An 18,741-nucleotide genomic window follows, 5' to 3' on the forward strand; every position below is an offset into this window, starting at 1 on the left:
TTTTTAAGCCGCATCCTGCAGGAGACGAGAAATCGTATCCAACAGAACTTTCTGATTGAATTCACCTTTGACAATATAGGCATCAATCCCTGATTCAAATCCTTTGGCCTTGAATTCATCTGAGGCCAAAGAGGTCACCATAATCAAGGGGGTGTTCCGGTACTCTGATTCCTTTTTCAGCCAGGAAGCAAATTGATAACCATTCATTTTTGGCATTTCCACATCGGTAATCACCAAATCCAGCTCAGGCATCAAATTGAGAACCTGCTGCTTGCCTTCAAGCCCATTTTTACCAATAAACACCTCAAAACCAGCGGCTTCAAGAATATTTTTCTCAAGTGTACGGGTTGTGACCGAATCATCTACCACCAAAACGCGGGTTTTGCGGCCTTTTTTACTGCTGCGACCCTCTTCTTCTGCGGCATCAACCATCAGGCTCATGCGTTCTACACGCACCGAAGACAATTGGTTGATAATCTCCGCAATATTCAGAATCACGACAGGCTCCCCGCTGCCCATCAGAGTTGCCCCTGAAATATAGGGAACTTTGAGCAGTTGAGAACCCAAATTTTTCATGACCATTTGCTGAGATTCCAGAACCTGATCCACCACCAAGGCAAAACGCAGACGGTTCGATTCCACAATCAAGGCAGAAAACTCCTCGTCGTCCCGCTCACGACCCGGCAAACGCAGCATATTTTTCAGACTCACCAGTTTGATCGGCGAACCGTCAAAATAAATCGCTTTGCTGACGCCATTATCGGCAAGATCACCCGGCTTCACGGTCAAGGTCGATAAAACGGCTGAGCGCGGCAGCGCAAAGGTTTGTTCTGCAATCTCAACCAGGAAGGCATCAAAGGTCGTCAACGTAACTGGCAGTGAGAGGGTAAAAATCGTTCCGCGTTGCGGCTCAGACACGACAACAACAGACCCGTTCAAACCCTCAATCGTATTCTTGACAACATCCAAACCGACCCCACGGCCAGAAATATCCGTAACCTGATCGGCCGTAGAGAAACCGGGCGTAAACATCAACTGGCTCAAATCATGATCACTGAGCGTAGCAGATTGTTCAAGCGTCACCAGACCCAAGCGGATCGCCTTGTCGCGCACCTTATAAAAATCAATGCCACGGCCATCATCATGAATTTGAAAGACAATATTATTGCCTGAAAGCGAGATCGCAACCGAAATAACCGCTTCGGCATCTTTGCCTGCCTGGGTACGTTCAGTCGCCGATTCAATTCCATGATCCAAAGCGTTGCGCAAAATATGGGCGAGCGGATCCTTGAGCTTTTCAATCAGAAGACGATCCAACTCAATCTCTTCTCCAATTACCTGCAGGCGAACCTTTTTGCCCAGTTTAGAACTGGTATTGCGAACCACCAAACGCAGGGGATTGACCAGATTGCTGGCCGGTAACATACGCGTGGTACGGGAGTTGTACTGAATTTCTTCAACCAAAAGTGCAAAGCTGCCATTGTTGTTTTTGAAAGTTTTGACCACCCCGTTGATCTGGTCCTCAAGATCGCTGAAGACATCCTGTAAACGTGAAAATACCTCATGTGCATCTTCCGGGCGGAAATGCTCTTCCCGACGCTTCATTTCTTGGCGTGAACTTTCAACCACACTCAACATCATGCGAATATCAGCCAAGCGCTGTTCGTAGGCAATCTTATTGATCAAAAGCTCATCAGACAAATTGATAATCTTATCAACCTTATTGACCGCGACGCGAATCGTGTCGTCCTGACTGGCCGGTGTTGCTGACTGGGCCACTTTCTCTTTTTTGGTTTCCTGGGTGGTTTTTAAATCCACCTTGCGCGAACCCGAACCCGAAGAAATTTTCTGTTCAAATTCATCAAACAGCGATTTCTCGCGCTGCACAGCTGCCACCACCTGTTGAGGCGTTTTGTTCAAGGTAATCCGGGTGGGTGAGGTATCCAGGGTACGACGAATAGCGGCAGGAGTGTCCAGAGTCGTGCGTTTAAGCTCTTCTTCAGCACTTGCCTTGGCCTGTTTCGTGACCTGATCCACCAAAACACGCACGGTTTCAAGATAACGGAAAAGACGCTCCATTTTGGTGGCATCAAAGATATCGGGATTCTCGCGCAATTCGCTCATAAATGTTTCCATATCATGAGCAGCTTGGCCAATCCAGGTCACCCCCAAGGCATTGGAATTGCCTTTTAAAGTGTGAACCGCGCGGTAAATTTCTTCGATGGCCTCAATCAGATCCAATTTTTCCTGCTCAAGATCCAACATCGTCTGGCTGACGGTTTCAATCAGCTCTTGCGATTCCATCAAATAGATATCGCGAACCTCTTCAGGAATTTCAGCCCCCTCTTCAGGTTGATAAGCTTCCCAGCCCAAAACAGAAAGATCTTCATCTGTTTTGACAGGATGCGTGAGTTTGCGAACACGCATGCGAACTTTTTCAAGATGCCAGAAAATATGCTCCATTTTAGACGGATTAAAGATATCGGGATGGTCACGCAACTCGCGTAAAAGAGGCTCCATTTCTGCAGCAGCATCCCCTACCCAGCTCACCCCCAAAGCATTGGAATTGCCTTTTAAAGTGTGAACTGCACGGTAAATATCCTGAAGTGCTTCACCCACCTCTGCTTTTTCCTGCTCAAGCTCAAGCAAGGTCTGGCTGATCGTATCCATAATCTCTTGAGATTCTTCAAGATAGATATCCCGTACTTCTTCAGGAATTTCAAGATCAGCAGGTGGTTCCTGTTCTTCATGCGGGGGAAAAGCCAAGGGGGCAGTTTCAGGAAGGGAAGTCTCTGTCTCTGAACTTGATTCTTCTTGCGCTGACACTTCAGACGCCGCACTCTTATCCATGTCGGGCTCCTGCATATTCACTTCAACAGATGGGGTTTCAATTGAAACCAGACTTTCTGTGGCAAAGGTTTCAAGCAAATGTGTAAGTTGATCGTACTGGCTACGCAAACGCTGTAAAAAACGGCTTGACGTCTTTTCGGGGTTTTTTAGCGCCTTATTGAGACTCTTTTCTGCAGCGCTCAGAGCAAGCACAATCGGGGAAACACCCAGGGCAACAGATTTAGCGGCCAAGGTTTGAACCGTAATCAAAGATTGTTGTAGCAGGCTTGCTTTTTCTGAATTGGCCCCGGTTTCAAGACTGCTCAATAAATCAGCAAGACGTGAAAAGGAAGCCTTGGCCTCTGTCAGATATAAATTGCGTACTTCAGCGGAAAAAGCGTAGGCTTCAACATTATTCAGAGAAATCAAGCCCTCTTGCGCATCTCCAGTGTCCTCATCAGCCTCGTCCTGATCAGTCTCTGCAAATTCAGACGTAGCTTGGGGCAAATCAGAAGGATTGGCCATTGCATCCCCCTCTTCGGGCTTCTGATTTTTTTTACGTCGACCCTTTCCTGCCTCTACCCGATCCACCAAACGGGATAATTCCTCAATTTTGGCAAAGAGCAGTTCAATTTGCGTACTTTCAAGTTTTCCTGCATTCTGACGGTTGCTGAGAAAACCTTCCAAAGCATGGGATTTATCAGCAACCTCTTCAAACCCCAGGGCATTGGAATCGCCTTTAATCGAATGCACCAAGCGGAAAACTTCTTCAAGCCCTTTGGTCGCATCTACTTTTCGGGTATCAATATTGAGCAGAATGGTGCTGATATCATTCAAATGTTCACGGGTTTCAACCAAATAGAGTTCTTGAATCTGAGGAGTCAATTGAAATCCCTCTTCAGCCTTCATCAATTGGTCAATCGTTGCGGCATTGGCCGTATTGCGAAAATAATAGTTGAGAAAGGTTTCAATGCTGTCCACATAAGACAGGAGCATGTCCTGAACCTCTGAAGACAAAAACTCACTGCTTTCCTGAACACGCTTAATTTCTCCTTCCAACTGAAACGCCAGATTGGAGATATCCAAAAGACCTGCCGCATTGGCTTTGTCTTTTAATTGATGCGTGTCTTCAAAGAGGGCTGCCACTTTCGTGGCAACCTCTTTGGAGGCGTCAGAGGGCAAGCCTCTGACCTCCTCCAGCAACTGACGGGCAAAACCAATATAGCTGTACCCATCAGCCTGCAATTCCTGACGCAGTGCGTCCTGTTCTTCAGAGGTCTGCATGGTGCTTACCTGGTCTCTACAGCGGTTTGCAGCGTGTTCACCAGCATTTCAAGACGGGTCTGCTGTTCCAGAGCCGAAGAGGTAATCTGGAAAGCGGCCTCAGATGAATTCTGAATCGAGAGGGTCAGTTTATTAATGGTTTGACCTGCTGTACTCGACAACTGATAACCTGCGTCAGCCAGCTTGGTAGCATCTTCTGCCAGCATTACGGAGGTATTCGTCAGGCCCTGAATTTCATTCAGAATTTCAGAGATTTTCTTGGTGGCTTCTTTGGATTCTTCAGAAAGGTTCTTAATTTCATTCGCAACGATTGCAAAACCTTTACCATACTCCCCGACCTTAGAGGCTTCAATCGAAGCGTTAAAAGCCAGGAATTTGGACTGTTTGGCAATATCATCCACAGTTGAAATAATATTTCCGATCGCCTGGGTCTGAGAGCTGAGTTCGAGAATCTTCTCGGCCACATCCTCAATCTGACGTTTAATACGTTCAACGCCCTCAATCGAGTCAGAAACCGCACGCTCCCCTTCGCCTGAAAACTCAGCGGAGGTAGTCGCCATTTCAGATACGATCTTGGCGTTATCCGTTACAATTTCACCGTCAGATTTAATATTGCTGACTTCTTCTGAAATCTCTTCTACCAGTTTTTGCAGAGAGAGTTTGTCTTCTTCAGCTTTAATCGTGAACTGACGAATATTGCTGACCATTTCATTGAAGGATTGGCTCAGATTTCCCAATTCGTCCTGTGAAGTAATATTCACTTCAGCGCCCAAATTGCCATTGGTAACTTCTTCGGCTGCAACTTTCAACTTGGTAATGCCCTGAACGATCTGGTAAATAATCCAGCCCCCAATCGCCAGAATCAAAAGGGTCAAAAGACTTACCCAAGTAATCGTGAAAGTACGGTTGTCTTTAAAACGGCCTACACGGGTCAAAAGCAAACGATCTTCACCTTTGATTGAGGTGTCATACATGGCCATCGTTTTTTGTACTGCGGCTTTACTGACTGCAGCAAACTGGCCTACTGACCCTCCCACATTGGCGGTCTTAAGAATATTGCGATCCACATAGTTCAACATGGCGTTGACTGCATTCTGGCTTGCTACCACATTGGGTTCAAGCTCATTTTTAAGATCTTTATCCGTTGTATTTTTATAAGAAACGTCGTGGTCTGAGCGAAGAGCAGCCAAATCTGTAGCAACCAAGCCAGAAAGAACAGTTAAGTCTGTTTTTTCTTGAGCAGATGCCGCTTTTTTCTGAATAATATCTTCTGCCAAAACCTGAAGTTTATACATATTGTCAACCATGCTGGGTACTTTCAGCAGGGTCACGTCCATCAAATAATAACTGTCCAAGTCAGGGTCAAGAATCAGGTTTGAATAGTCCCCGATATAGGTAATTACACTGCGCAGATTGGCAATCAGATCATCATGGACTTTCATACTCTGCGCATGGGACATGCTGCCCACACCCTGTTGAATGCCTGCCCAAGCAGACTTCAAATCTGCAATGCGCTTGGTGGACTCAAGAAAACCTTTGTCTTTCCCATATTTAGCATCGACAGCTTCTAATTCTTCAAAGGCAGAATTCACAGCTGCTTGCAAAGGCGCAAGATCCCCCCCTAATTTAAGCGACTTGCGGCGATTATCTACCACCTTGTGTTCAGGCATGGAATCCAACATTTTTTTAAGGGGCACCAAATAGGCATCCCCATAGTATTCTTTGGTACCAAAATTAATCGCGATATTTTTTTCCGAAACCAGCAAAAACAAAAGCGTAATAATCGGAAACAGGATAGCTGCTCCGACCAATGCCATCTTGGCTGAAATATTTATACGTAGCAGTGACACGAGATATTCTTCCTCCTCAGGCCCTTTGGCCGGTTTGAATCAATAAATCCACAGTTCGTGGAGATTAATCTACACATGATAGTATTTGCAAACAACAATTGCAAGAACTGTTAAGTAATTACTTTTAATATAAGCGAAAGCGAAACAGTCACAAACAAAGGGCTTAAGCGTCATAAATGTAATATTGTAAATTTTTGTATGATAATTGTTAATTTTAAATAACCATTTAAGTCACAATCATTCCCATATCCCCCCTGAATCTCTTTCAATTAAATGTTCAGAGCTTTTAGTCTCTGTATTAAGACACGATAAATGGAGGGATTGACAGAACCCATTTGACCTAGACTATACTATTGAGAGAATAAAAGTTATTACTATACCAATTAACTTTAAACAAGCAGTCCGTGAGGGTTTTAAGTGTAAAAATAGCAAAAGCTATCTTTACAATAAATTCAATCACAAACCAAATAAATAATTAATATGCAATATTTTGCACACTGAAGGAAATGAAAGGGACATCTGAATGAAGAAAAATATCTCGTTGAATCTGAAAAAGAAACTGCATCAAACACTTGCATTAAGTTTATTGTGCAGCTTTATTGCAGCTCCTGCTTTGGCACAAGAGGAAAGCACCGCTACAATGAGCGTTACAGAAACGGCTGCAGCCTCTCCCCTCAAACTGGAAGTTTATTTAGATGCTTATTATAGTTATGACACGGATACCCACATGAAAGATGCCAAGGGTGTCCTAAGTCCCAAAATTGAATCTTCACTCAATACCATTGGCTGGCGCAGAAATGAATTCAACCTGAACACTGCACAAATCACAGCCAGTTTGGAACAAGATTGGTATCGTGGACGCACCACACTTCAAGTAGGAACCATCAGCCAACAGTCTTGGACACCTGCAGCCTATAGTGCGATCCAAGAAGCAAATCTGGGTTTTAAAGCCCTGGGCAACCTGGGTGGAGAAGGCAATGATCTCTGGGTCGATGGCGGAATATTTTTAACCCATATTGGAAATGAAGCGCTCTTGCCCCGCTATAATTGGTTGAGTAATCTGGCCTTGGTCACGATGTTCGAACCCTTTTATCAGTCTGGCGTTCGTGTCAGCTACAATCTGGGCAGCATGCTCACCGCACAATTACATGTTCTGAATGGCTACGGAAATATCGTAGACAACAATGCAAACAAAAGTGTGGGCTGGCTGATTGGCTATAACCCCATGGACAATCTCGGTGTTTCCTGGAGTGGTCTTGTCGGCGATGAGAGCAATACTGGCGATGCAAGTTTCGTTCGCTTTTACAATAACTTCAACCTGAACTATATGATCCTCGAAAACCTGGGTATTCGTGGCCAGGTCGATGTGGCCAATCAATCAAATGCAGGTCTCTACTACGGTGGACAACTGACTGCCCGTTACGATTTTCTTGAGCATTTTGGCGTCACCGTTCGTGGTGAAATGATTCAGGATCCCAATGGGGTTGTAACTGCAGATAAGCTTCAAGGCTGGGGGGCAACTCTCGGTTTGGAATACCGCCCAACCAAACAATCCTATGTTCGCCTTGAAGCCCGTGAATTGATGATGGATCCCAATAAAAACCAATTGTTTATGGATGCCAATGGCAATACATCCAGCAATCGGTTCGAAATACTCGCCAATACCGGCATCTGGTTCTAAACAACCACAGCCACCATCTGGCTTTCAGCATGACGCTGCCGGAGGAAAATTCCTCCGGCATTTTTTTTTAAAAAACCAAATCATGAAACTGTTCTTCATATGAACGCGCATAATCGACTAAAATATCCAAATCATTTAAGTCATGCCCATCTAAAGTCGCCTGCATAATCAGAAGTTTTTCCTTACTCCAACGGGCAGGATCCTCGGAAAGACGGGTAATTTCATCTTTCAAACCCGATACCCGTTCAGATAAATCCTTGGCTTGTAAATATTGACGCTCTCTTCCCAAAAATTCAAAAAAAGCCACCAGTACAGGTGAGACTGATTCAAAAAAATTGGGTTCTGCAATCATATGTGCAGGAAAATCTTCTAAGCAACATTCCTGCGCGGCGTCGGGCGCCCATTCAGCCGGTGAAAGCGATCGATAACTGAACATATACTCCCCAAAGCCTAAGATCACAGGCCCCGATTCATCCTGCGCGTCTTCAGAAAGGTTAAAATATTCAGGACTTTTTAAAAAGGCATTTTTCCAAACTGCTACCAACTCAAGAACCTGATCCAAATTATGAGGCTCTAATCCCTTGAACACACTGTTTTATCTCCTAGATAAAAAATAACCCATTTTATTTTATACAGAAGAGTTTTTCATTCTTACAAAGCTAGAAGCATTCAATAATAAAACTAGATTAAGTTTTAATTTAAAAGTTTTTCAAAAAAAGCTTTCATCACGGTCTGATAGGCTTCATTCAGGCTGCTGAAGACGTAATCAGGATCTGGCCGATGCTGGTACTCACCCCGTAAAACCTGTTCTCCATAGCCTGAACGCAAAAGAACCGTTTGGGCCCCCACCCGAACCCCCACATCAATATCCGTGGCCTTGTCACCCACCATGAATGAGTGAGCGAGATCGAGGTTCAAGTCCCGAGCCGCCTGCTCAAGCATGCCGGGCTCGGGTTTACGACAATCACAGGCATAACTGTATTCAGCCACATTGCCCTCTGGCAAATGGGGACAATAATAAACGCCATCCAAATGAGCCCCTTCGACCGCTAAAAGCTCAGCCAGACGTTGGTGAAGTTTTCCCAACCAATCTTCAGGGTAATACCCCCGCGCCACACCCGACTGGTTGGTGACCAAGACAACAGGAATTCCCATCTGATTTAAACCTCGAATAGCTTCAGCAGCGCCTGGAATTAAAACCAATTTTTCAAGTTCACGAATATAGCCCACCTCCTGATTAATCGTTCCATCACGATCCAAAAAAACAGCAGGTCTGGGTGAAGAAGTCATAGTTCAATTCCTGATTTAATTTCGTTACTCTGTATTTTACAAGGCCAGACAAGTGCTGTCAGCCCAAATGGCTTGAAAGACTCAAGCTTCTAAAGGCAAAAGACATTCGGGTTGATTATAACGTACAGCATTGACCTGGGGTGAAACCGGATAATAAAGCAATTCCTGCTCAGGTAAAGAACGTAGCAGAGCCAGAACCTGCTCCGAATCATTCAAGTTGGGTTCAAGCCACAATTTTTGCTGTTCAGGCGCTAAAATGACAGGCATGCGATGATGCACCTCCTGTAAAGTTGGATGGGCTTCGGTGGTCAAAATGGCGCAGGTCGAAAGCCATCCTCCCTCCGGTTTTTTCCAATGCTCAAATATACCGGCAAAAGCAATCGGATGAGGCTGACCGGAATGAATATAAACGGGCTGCTTTTGCTTTTCCTGACCGGATTTCCACTCATAAAAGCCATCTGCGGGAATCAGGCAACGTCGATGTTTAAATGCTTCACGAAAACTTGGTTTTTCTGCAACTGACTCCACACGGGCATTGATCATGCGCGCAGCCCCCGAAGCATCTTTGCTCCAGGCGGGCACCAAGCCCCAACGCACAGCCACCAATGCGCGTTTATGCAAACGGGCATGCCACAATACCACGGCGATTTCCTCTGTGGGCGCAATATTATAACTCGGCGCCAGATCGGTCTCCAATTGTGCATCAAAAATTTCAGCCAAGGCTTCTAATTCAGTTTTTCTCACAAAACGCCCACACATCTGCTTATGCCTCTCTTTTCTGGAATAATTCAGTCTATCACCCAGACTTTGATGAGATCAGGTATCCTGATCATCAGGTTCCAACTGAAAGGGAATCCGAAGTTAAAAATCCTCAATCTATTATTCAAGGAGATTCAGAGTATCATGGCCGAAATCAAAAAAATCAGCCTGATGGCCTCCCAGGACTGGAGCATGCGCTATGCCATGCGCACCTTTGTAGATTTTCTCGATCGCACCCTGCACTATAAAGGCAAGGAATACAAAATTGAACTGCACCGTGTCATTGCGGAACCTGTCGCCTGCGGCGCCAATTTGCAGGGCAGTACCGATTTTATTGTCGATCGCACCATTCATTGGAACGATTACTATAAATGCTGGGCAGGTACAGCGGTCAACTCTGGACTTTCTTTCGCCAATCACAGCTATACCTTTAATATTTATGACAAACACAGCACCACCGATCTGCTGACCCGCGTGGTTCACCCTCGCGATCGCGTCCCCACCACCGTTTTGCTACCTCAATTCAGCCCCTATACCTATGACCAGAAAATGGAGGAATGGTGGAAATACGAACAGGAAGTCATTATCGAAAATACCCAGTTTGGCTGGGATGAAAGCCGCCGCACAACGGATTGGGCCAAAGTCAAAAGCACTCTGGATCGCGCAAAAAAACACATGGCCAAGCAACAGCTTTTGCGTGAACAATTCTATGTTCAAGGCAATTATGTCGCAGACGCCGTTGATAAATTTTTCGACAATAAGTTCCCGCTCTTTCTGAAAAAACCTTTCGGGGGAGGCGGCAGCGATGTCTACAAAATTGATTCCATGCAAGAACTCTATGAAAAATATGATACGGTCACCAAAGGCCGTGCCTTTCACTTGCAGGAAGCCGTCGAAAACTACGATGCCTTTATCCGCTGTATGGGCATTGGCCCTCAGATTATGCCCATGCGCTTCCAACCCGATGCCCCCCTACACGAACACTACAGCCCTGAAAAACTGCGGGTTGAAAAAGACATGTTCGGTCGCCTTGAAAACTATGTAAGCTTTATCAATGCCTTTCACCGCTGGACCTACAATTCCTTTGAGGCCCTGATCAAAGATGGCGCCATTCACCCGATTGATTTCGCCAATGCCTGTCCTGACAGCAATTTCACTTCCTTACACGTGCATTTCCCCTGGCTGATCTGCGCACTGCTGAAATGGTTCTCCTTCTGCGCTGTCACACAGAAGGATATGCGCTTGGATCTTGAGCAGGAAGATTATCTCGCGATTATCAATGACCCTGACAAGAGCCAAGAAGAGAAATACGAGCTTTGCATGGCCAAAGCCCGCGATTATTTCAGCATTGATGATTTCAATCAGTTCTGCGAAGACAATTTCAGCGATCTAAACGAGCGCATGATTGAATTCTATGATCAGTATTTTGATCAACTGATGGGTGTCTTCATGGAGTATAGCGATTTCCCTGAGCATGAACATGGCCATTTCTTCAACTACTATAAAGACATGATGGAAAATATCTTCCGGGCCAATGCGGATGAATACCTTACCACTGTGATTTATAGCTAAGCCCGCCAAACAAAAGCCCGGATTTTGGCCGGGCTTTTTTCTTTGGAATTTAATGCGGACTACCGTATTTTTCAGCCATCAAATTCAGGCATCAGCATGCTCGGCCTGTAAAAACTCACTCTCGAGCGTACTGATTTTGGCTTGGTACCATTGGGGCAAAAGTGAACCAATCAACATGGCCAGAATCGCGGTCAAGAGCCCCCCGAGCTGGGGGGGCCAAACCTCAAGCAATGGCTTGGGTAAGAAGATTTCCATCGCCAACCAGACTCCCAAGCCCCCCAACATAGCAGCCAAAGCGCCTTGGGTCGTGGCTTTTTTCCAGAACAGTCCTGCTGTCAGCGGCACAAAAGCTGCAACCAGGGTAATTTTATAGGCATTTTCCACCATTTTATGAATGGAAGAATCAGATTGCAAAGCGTAATAAAGCACGCAAAGCGCAAAAACCAGCAAAACCATTCGAATCATGCGCAGAAAAGCAACATCGCTGATTTGCGGGAAAAAGCCCTTGAGAATATTCTCAGAAAAGGTAATTGAGGGTGCCAGCAGCGTGGCCGAAGAAGTACTCATAATGGCAGAAAGCAAAGCACCAAAGAACAAGACCTGGGCAAAGAGCGGCGTGTGTTCCAAAATCAGCGTGGGTAAAATTTTCTGGGCATCTACTGCCAAAATAGCTTGAAATTTTTCAGGTGCCACGAGCAAAGCGGTAAAAGCCAGCAGCATGGGCACAAAAGCGAAGACAAAATACAAGCCTCCCCCCAAAACCGTACTGTAGACGGCAGTATCTTCGTCTTTGGCTGAGGTCATGCGTTGAAAAACATCCTGCTGAGGAATCGATCCCAACATCATGGTCAACCAGGCCGCAATAAAGGGCATCCAGGCCGAAGCCTGGCGGGGAAAAAATACAAATTTCCCCTGACTGGCGGCTTGATGCACCACATTGCCCAGCCCCCCCACTCCCGGCAGGGTGGTGACATACCAACCAATGCCCAAAAGACCAGCCATGATCACGATCATTTGCACAAAATCAAGCACAGCAACCGAGAGCATGCCGCCAAAAACCGTATAGGTCAAAACAATCAGGGCCCCTAAAATCATGCCATTGTGTTCCGAGATTTCCCCGCCGCTGATCACGGCAAAGACCAGCCCCAAAGCGCGAATCTGAGCAGAGACCCAGCCCAGATAAGAAACAACAATACAAACCGTGGCTAAAATTTCAATCACGCGATTATAGCGAATTCTGAAAAAATCCCCAATCGTCAGCAAATTGAGGCGGTAGAGTTTGCGGGCAAAAAAGAGACCCGCAAAAATCAGGCACATACTGGCGCCAAAGGGATCTGATGCCGTAGCGCTTAAGCCCTCTTGCAAGAAGGTAGCTGAAAGTCCCAAAACGGTTTCTGCGCCAAACCAAGTCGCAAAAACTGTCGCGGTCACCACAGGAAAAGAAAGATGCCGACCCGCCACAGCAAAATCGCGGGTATTTTTGACTTTGAGCGCGGCCCAAAGCCCAATCCCGACCGATAAAAACAGATAGAGAAGTACAAAGCCAAAAAGCATGGTTCAGTATATCAGCTCTGCATTTAGAAAACAGCCTCTTAAATACAGCAATCGCAAAGTCCACAGCCAGGCTGTAAAGGAACTTCAAAATAACGCTCTAATTGCTCTCTGCGACAACGCCGGGTTTTTAAATAGCGTCTAAAAGCCGCTTGCTGATTTCGCAAAAACTGCTGTTCCTGTTTTTCTGCCCGAAACACAGCCCATTCCATTTCGCGACTCAAAACCTCTGCATTCAAACGGTAACGCTTACCTGCCAAGGGTTGAATCCAGCCTTGCGCCAGCCATGGCAAAAGCATGGTATTCAGAGATTGGTCACTGAGATCCAGACGATCCTGAACCTCTATCAGCGAAAGTCCTTTGCCCAAGAGCTGCCAAACCCGCTTGGGCAATTCAGCTTCAAGTTTGTTAAATCCGCCGCCTTTTTCTCCCCAAAGCCAAAGCGCCAGGGCTTGGGCCTGAAACTTGCGATTTCGTCCCCCCCGCCCAATTTCCTGAACATAGGCGTCTAGGCTCTCGGGCAAATGCCAATGAATCACCGTTGCGATATCAGGGATATCCACCCCCATGCCAAAGGCGGTGGTCGCCACCAAAACCGCCAGGGGTTCTGAGCGAAAGTGCTGATAGGCTGCCTGGCGCTGAGTCAACGAAGCCCCTGCATGGTAAAAACTTGCTGGGAAGCCCTTTTCACGCAGTGCCTGAGCCAATTCTTCTGTCGCTTGGCGAGACCGTGCGTAAATCAGGGTCTTGCCCTGAATACCTGCCAATAATGCCTTGCGTTTGCTGCGGGGTGTCCAGCATCGCTGAATCCGAATCGCGATATTGTCACGCAAAACGGATCCCTGGAAGAGCTTCGGAGCCTTTAAGCCCAAAACCTGTGAAATATCCGCCTGAACCTGGGGAGGGGCTGTCGCGGTAAAGACTCCAAGCACAGGGCGCTGCTTCCAGCTTGATAATAATGAACCAATCTCGCGGTAGGCCGGGCGAAAACTACGGCCCCATTGAGAAATGCAATGCGCTTCATCGATGACCAATAAACGGGGAGGCAGTTCTGCAAGAAAGGTCTGCAAAGCGGCTCCTTGGAGCTGTTCTGGGGACAAATAAAGAAAGGCCTGAGCAGTGTTCGTTAAGGCGGTTAGCAGTTTGCGTCGCTGTTCTGGACTGAGTTGACTGCTGAGTTGCCAAGCAGGCAATCCTTTGGCCTGTAAGTCTTCTACCTGCTCCTGGATCAAAGCCAAAAGTGGTGAAACCACCAAGGTCAGCCCTCCCAAAACCAAACCTGCCAATTGAAAACAGAGGGTTTTTCCTTCACCTGTCGGCAAAAGAGCCAAAACATCACGCTTTTCAGTCAGGTTTTCTACAATGGGTTGCTGATGCGAACGCAATTGAAATTCTTTACCCCAATATCGCGCTAAAACAGTGGGCCACGCTTTTGCTTGCAAAAACAGATCTCCTTTTCAGACCCTGGGCATCAGGGCAAAAATACGTTATCCTGCCTTTGATCCTACCCCCAAAGAGGAAGCCCTGTGAATACCTGGAGCCTGAATTGCTATGAATTGCTCCTGCGCCCAGCGCAGGCTTTGCCCAAATTGGCCCAGCGCGGTCATTGGGGTTTGGCGGCCTGCATTCTGGCCCTGACTACTCTTTTGCACACCCTTACCCAAGCGGGTTCATCGCATCAACCTTTGTTCACCCTTTTGCCTCAATTGATGGTAAATGGAGGGGGCTGTTTTGTGCTCTGGATGATCTTTTCATTGATGATCAGCCTGAGTGCTGATCTTTTTGGTGGAACGGGTCGCATCACAGATACCATGACAGGTCTGGGTCTGGCTGCCTTGCCCTTGGTCTTGTTGGCCCCCATCAGCGCTTTGCCCAATTTTTTAGGCCAAGCGGGTGTCACCCTTCAATTGCTCCTGAGCATCGGCATTGGGTTTTGGGTTTTGGTACTCTCTGTCATGGGGATACAATCTGCTCAAAAATTCAGCCTGGATAAGGCCATCGGCAGCCTGGTCATCAGCGGCATGCTGGTTTTGGGGTTCAGTTTTCTGGGCCTGCTGACAGGCATTTCTCAATTGATGCTCAGTATCCAAGAACTTATCGCCTGAATCTCAGACTGGGCATCATTCTCCAGGCTGTGTAGCCGGAGGCAGTTGGGTATCATTCCCACTTTCAGTGCTGCTACAGGAACGGTTGTCATAAGGGGGCACTCGGTTGTTTAAAGAAGCCTGTTTTAAGCGTTCAAATTCGGCAAGGTAAAACTGAGCGACCTTGGGAGAACGAATAATCAGCGTATTTTCATTGTTGCGTTCTTCGGCATTTTTAGAAAAGTTATACGACCCTGTAATTACAACCTGATCATCCACAATAAAGACTTTGCTGTGTAAAAGTGCCTGATTGCCATCAATCATCACCGGTATATTTTTGGTCAACAAATCCTGATAAACCGAATATTGGGTGATCATACAGCCATCAAAAATACCTTCAATTTTCACGCCATCCCGATGTTTCTTCACCAATAATTTTTGCAGGTCTTCATCAGTGACGGAGAAAGCCATAAAACGAATCCGTTTTCGGGCTTTGCCCAGGGCATCCATAATCGCCTGCTTGGTTCCTCCCTTGGGAGAGAAAAAGGTTTGCACTACCGCCCCATCGACCTGTACAACAGGATAGGGAATCTGATGGTCATTGGGTCCCAACAGGCCCTTGACGAAAAGTCGGTTAAACTCGGCCTGATAATTCGCAGCCAATTGTGGAGACGTAATTTTGATAGAATTATTGTTGTCGCGGTACATGGAATAGGGAGTTAGGTTGAGAGAGCCTGTGATCACGTGCTGCCCATCAATGATCATAAATTTATGATGCATAAAGGCCCGGCGGTTATCGCCTTTGATTTGAATACCCACCTTGCGCATGGCGGTATGAATCGGGCGGGGTGCGCCGTCTTTACCTGAGACACTCATATTGTCACTGTCGGTCATGACTCTGACCCGCACCCCGCGCTTGCGTGCAGCGATCAAGGCTTCAGCAGCAGAGGGTTCTTCCAGATCAAAAATTGCAATATCAATGGTTTTTTGGGCTTCAGAAATCAGCTTGGCAAATATTTTATCGGGGTTCTGTGGATCTTGGTGCCCTGCAATTTCATTATCGGCATAGAGCGCATGATAGGCATTGTTGAATTTAACTGCCAAATCACCAAAATAAAGCGGAGCATAGGCGCGCAGAGCAGAATTCGTCGCAACAGGAGGTAAAAACGGAAGCGGTGAAGAGGAACAGGCAGAAAAAGCACTTACACTCAAAGCAGCAGCGAAAAGACCCAGGCTTGTTTTTTTCAAAGCGCTTGCCATCTGCAATTTTAAACTCACAAATTTTGAGCTGAATGCTCGCTTCATAAATAACCTCTCTGCGCGATCCCGATAACTCTATCATCTGGTATTTCGACAGGGTTCTTGCGGAGATTAAATATTTTTTAATCTTTATTTTGTTTGATTTTATTCTTAAAACGAAAAAACCCGGAGAGAAACTCTCCGGGATGGCCTGTAAAAGAGGAGGTCAGGAGGACATTAGACCGCTACAGGTGTTTCAAGTTTAAGCAAATCTTGCAGGCGTGCGCGGTCAAACCCTACAACATATTCGGCTTCACCCTCGTTATATACAAATTCAGTTACAGGGACGCCCAATTGACCGGTATTGCGAACCAAACGCTCAGCTTCAGCTTGATCAAGATCCACATAAACCTCTTCAAACTCTATTTTTTGACCTTCGAGCCAGGATTTTTCCATTCGGCAATAGGGACAGGATTTTGTGGAGTAAAGCTTGACCTTTTCCAGTTTTGGCTCCCCCACGCCGGCAGCGGCATGTACCAGTTCTCTGAGCTGTGCGCTGGCTTGAGCAGCAATCTTGGCGAAATCAGGGCTTTGAGCCAACAACTGCATGAGTTGGCTGACCCCCACCTGAACCTCATTGTCTTTTTTCAAAAGGGTCACTGAACAAGGCGCAAATCCCAAAACCTGGTGATCGTGCTTGATCAGCTCGCCCAACCAATCTGGGCGACAGAGCAAAACCATTGTTCCCTGATCCTCCGGTAAAGCAGTGGTGCCTAACTCTTTCCAGCCTTGCTCAGCTGCGGTGGCCTGCAAAGCTGCCAGGGTTTCGTCAAAGGAACGGGTACTTTTTCTAAAATATGCGAGTTTCATGTATTTGTTTCTCCTGCCAAATTCTCTTTTGAAATTATCTTACCATACCCCCTATGGTATATCAAGTATTTTATATCAAAGATCTTTTATCAACGCTCTCAAGCCTTGAATACAAAGAAAATCTTTAAAGGATAAATCTGGAACTAAGACTCTGAGGCCATATCCTGTTTGCGTTTGCTTTGAAGATTCTGGCTGACATCCTTGGCAAGGGTCACAAAATCAGAGGGGATCATGATCAAGGTGGTGGTATTGTTTTCAGCTCCCACCTCTGAAATCATCTGCATGCGCCGCAATTCAAGTGCAGCAGGGTTTTCTGCTATTTGGCGCGATGCTTCGGCCAGTTTTTCAGAGGCTTCAAGTTCGGCTTCTGCTTTAATAATCCGCGCCCGTTTTTCACGATAGGCTTCAGCTTCTCGGGCCATGGCCCGCTGCATGGAAGAAGGAATTTCAACATCTTTCATTTCGACCATTTCAACCTTTACCCCCCAGGGATCCGTGGCGTCGTCCACAATCTGGCGCAAGGTAGCATTGATCGAGCTGCGCTCTTTCAAAACTTCGTCCAATTGATGCTGGCCAATAATGTTTCGCAAACAGGTCAAGGCAACTTGGTAAACAGCTTCACTGTAATTGGCAACACTGATCAGGGCTTTTTCAGGATCTGTGACACGGTACCAGAGCACTGCGTTGACTTTGACGGTTACGCTGTCTTTGGTAATGGTTTCCTGCTGCTCTACATCCACTGTATTGGTGCGGATATCCACCTTGCGATCCCATTCAAAAACAGGAATCAGAAAATAGAGACCTGGCCCCCTGACACCCACAAAACGTCCCAAACGAAAAACAACTGCACGCTGATATTCTTGGGCGATACGAATGCTGGAAATAATCAGGAAAAGTAGAATGACAAAGATAATAGGTAAAATTCCTGGCATATATGCCTCCTGGGTGAATTCTCACCTGAGCTTATTATACGCCCTTGAAAAAAGGAAAACAAAAAAGAGAAGAACTCCGGCGAACCTTAAACTTCCCGCGTCCTTAGCAGTCTCATGGAGTCTTCATCGTTGACCGGCGGGGCCATTCCATCTCAGGCGCCCCGGTTGCACTCCTGACGTTTGAAACGCCTTCAGCGCACCTGACACCGGGCCTTTCAGCCCGAGCTGCCGGACACGACTATCGGAACCCGAAGATCCCGATCCTCCTCCAGACTTTCATCTGGGTACTTCAGGGGCTTTCCCCTGGCTCGTCTGTGCAAAACCGATTGCTACCGCTTCTGCCTGGGCCTTCCTGCTGTTTTAACAGCTTCAAGGCTTTTCACCCGAACCAGATCCGTAGTTCCTGTCGCCAGAAACCCGCTCCCCTCCTGTACTTCATTCCTTCAGGGTGTTTCACCATCCGCAGATTGACCACCGTTACCGGCGCCTGCCCCTCTTACCGTTTTTACGGTTTCAGGGGGTTATAACCCTGCGTGCAGTGTTTCCGGTGTTGCCACCAGAACTTGACCCTCCTGGATTTGGCCCTTCAAGGATTTCTCCCCGTCTGAAACTTCTCCGGCACTTCTGCCCGACTGCCTTCTTGCCCTTATTCCCTTGCGAGAACCTGGCTTCAAGGCTTTGCCTCTTCAGATCGGATCGGCTGGCTGAACGCTGCCTTCCTTCTTGGACTTCCGACCGGGACTTACACCCGGCCCTGCGTGACGCTTTGTTTAAGCTCACTCGGAGTTCGTAATATTCAT

The 18,741-nt window shown here is 46.8% G+C and carries 13 protein-coding genes; 3 read left to right on the forward strand and 10 right to left on the reverse strand.

Annotated features, from left to right (window positions below; all coding sequences use genetic code 11):
• Positions 1 to 3 precede the first annotated feature (3 nt).
• Both COW20_10635 and COW20_10640 read right to left on the reverse strand, forming a co-directional pair.
• The gene (locus COW20_10635; GenBank protein ID PIW48117.1) at positions 4 to 4,113 is read right to left on the reverse strand and encodes a hypothetical protein; all 4,110 of its coding nucleotides are present in this window, start codon (positions 4,111 to 4,113) and stop codon (positions 4 to 6) included.
• A gap of 5 nt (positions 4,114 to 4,118) precedes the next feature.
• Positions 4,119 to 5,963: a hypothetical protein gene (locus COW20_10640; GenBank protein ID PIW48118.1), complete on the reverse strand. Its 1,845-nt coding sequence runs from the start codon at positions 5,961 to 5,963 to the stop codon at positions 4,119 to 4,121.
• Between the two features lie 523 nt (positions 5,964 to 6,486).
• Here COW20_10640 and COW20_10645 point away from each other — a divergent pair.
• A complete protein-coding gene (locus tag COW20_10645; GenBank protein PIW48119.1) occupies positions 6,487 to 7,644 on the forward strand; it encodes a hypothetical protein in 1,158 nt (385 codons plus the stop codon).
• A gap of 67 nt (positions 7,645 to 7,711) precedes the next feature.
• On the opposite strand, the gene COW20_10650 is transcribed toward COW20_10645, so the two are convergent.
• From COW20_10650 to COW20_10660, 3 genes are all read right to left on the reverse strand, one after another.
• Entirely contained in the window at positions 7,712 to 8,233 is a 522-nt protein-coding gene (locus COW20_10650) for a hypothetical protein (protein PIW48120.1), read from the reverse strand.
• Positions 8,234 to 8,337: 104 nt separating this feature from the next.
• The gene (locus COW20_10655) at positions 8,338 to 8,934 is read right to left on the reverse strand and encodes a D-glycero-beta-D-manno-heptose-1,7-bisphosphate 7-phosphatase (GenBank protein ID PIW48121.1); all 597 of its coding nucleotides are present in this window, start codon (positions 8,932 to 8,934) and stop codon (positions 8,338 to 8,340) included.
• Positions 8,935 to 9,015: 81 nt separating this feature from the next.
• A complete protein-coding gene (locus COW20_10660; protein ID PIW48122.1) occupies positions 9,016 to 9,693 on the reverse strand; it encodes a hypothetical protein in 678 nt (225 codons plus the stop codon).
• Positions 9,694 to 9,837: 144 nt separating this feature from the next.
• Between COW20_10660 and COW20_10665 the strand changes: the two genes are divergently transcribed.
• The gene (locus COW20_10665; protein PIW48123.1) at positions 9,838 to 11,265 is read left to right on the forward strand and encodes a hypothetical protein; all 1,428 of its coding nucleotides are present in this window, start codon (positions 9,838 to 9,840) and stop codon (positions 11,263 to 11,265) included.
• An 84-nt stretch (positions 11,266 to 11,349) separates the two neighbouring features.
• On the opposite strand, the gene COW20_10670 is transcribed toward COW20_10665, so the two are convergent.
• Both COW20_10670 and COW20_10675 read right to left on the reverse strand, forming a co-directional pair.
• Entirely contained in the window at positions 11,350 to 12,819 is a 1,470-nt protein-coding gene (locus tag COW20_10670; GenBank protein ID PIW48124.1) for a sodium:solute symporter, read from the reverse strand.
• Positions 12,820 to 12,857: 38 nt separating this feature from the next.
• Positions 12,858 to 14,264 (reverse strand): recombinase RecQ, encoded by a 1,407-nt coding sequence (locus COW20_10675; GenBank protein PIW48125.1) that lies wholly within the window; start codon positions 14,262 to 14,264, stop codon positions 12,858 to 12,860.
• Positions 14,265 to 14,342: 78 nt separating this feature from the next.
• On the opposite strand from COW20_10675, the gene COW20_10680 reads away from it, so the two are divergent.
• On the forward strand, positions 14,343 to 14,921 hold the full coding sequence (locus COW20_10680) for a hypothetical protein (GenBank protein ID PIW48126.1): 579 nt from the start codon (positions 14,343 to 14,345) through the stop codon (positions 14,919 to 14,921).
• A 15-nt stretch (positions 14,922 to 14,936) separates the two neighbouring features.
• On the opposite strand, the gene COW20_10685 is transcribed toward COW20_10680, so the two are convergent.
• The 3 genes from COW20_10685 to COW20_10695 form a co-directional block, all read right to left on the reverse strand.
• A complete protein-coding gene (locus COW20_10685) occupies positions 14,937 to 16,205 on the reverse strand; it encodes a hypothetical protein (GenBank protein ID PIW48127.1) in 1,269 nt (422 codons plus the stop codon).
• A 171-nt stretch (positions 16,206 to 16,376) separates the two neighbouring features.
• On the reverse strand, positions 16,377 to 16,748 hold the full coding sequence (locus COW20_10690; protein PIW48130.1) for a hypothetical protein: 372 nt from the start codon (positions 16,746 to 16,748) through the stop codon (positions 16,377 to 16,379).
• Positions 16,749 to 17,152: 404 nt separating this feature from the next.
• The gene (locus tag COW20_10695; GenBank protein PIW48128.1) at positions 17,153 to 17,941 is read right to left on the reverse strand and encodes a hypothetical protein; all 789 of its coding nucleotides are present in this window, start codon (positions 17,939 to 17,941) and stop codon (positions 17,153 to 17,155) included.
• Between the last annotated feature and the right edge of the window lie 800 nt (positions 17,942 to 18,741).

It is taken from the genome of bacterium (Candidatus Blackallbacteria) CG13_big_fil_rev_8_21_14_2_50_49_14, assembly GCA_002783405.1.
Taxonomy (GTDB): domain Bacteria; phylum Cyanobacteriota; class Sericytochromatia; order UBA7694; family UBA7694.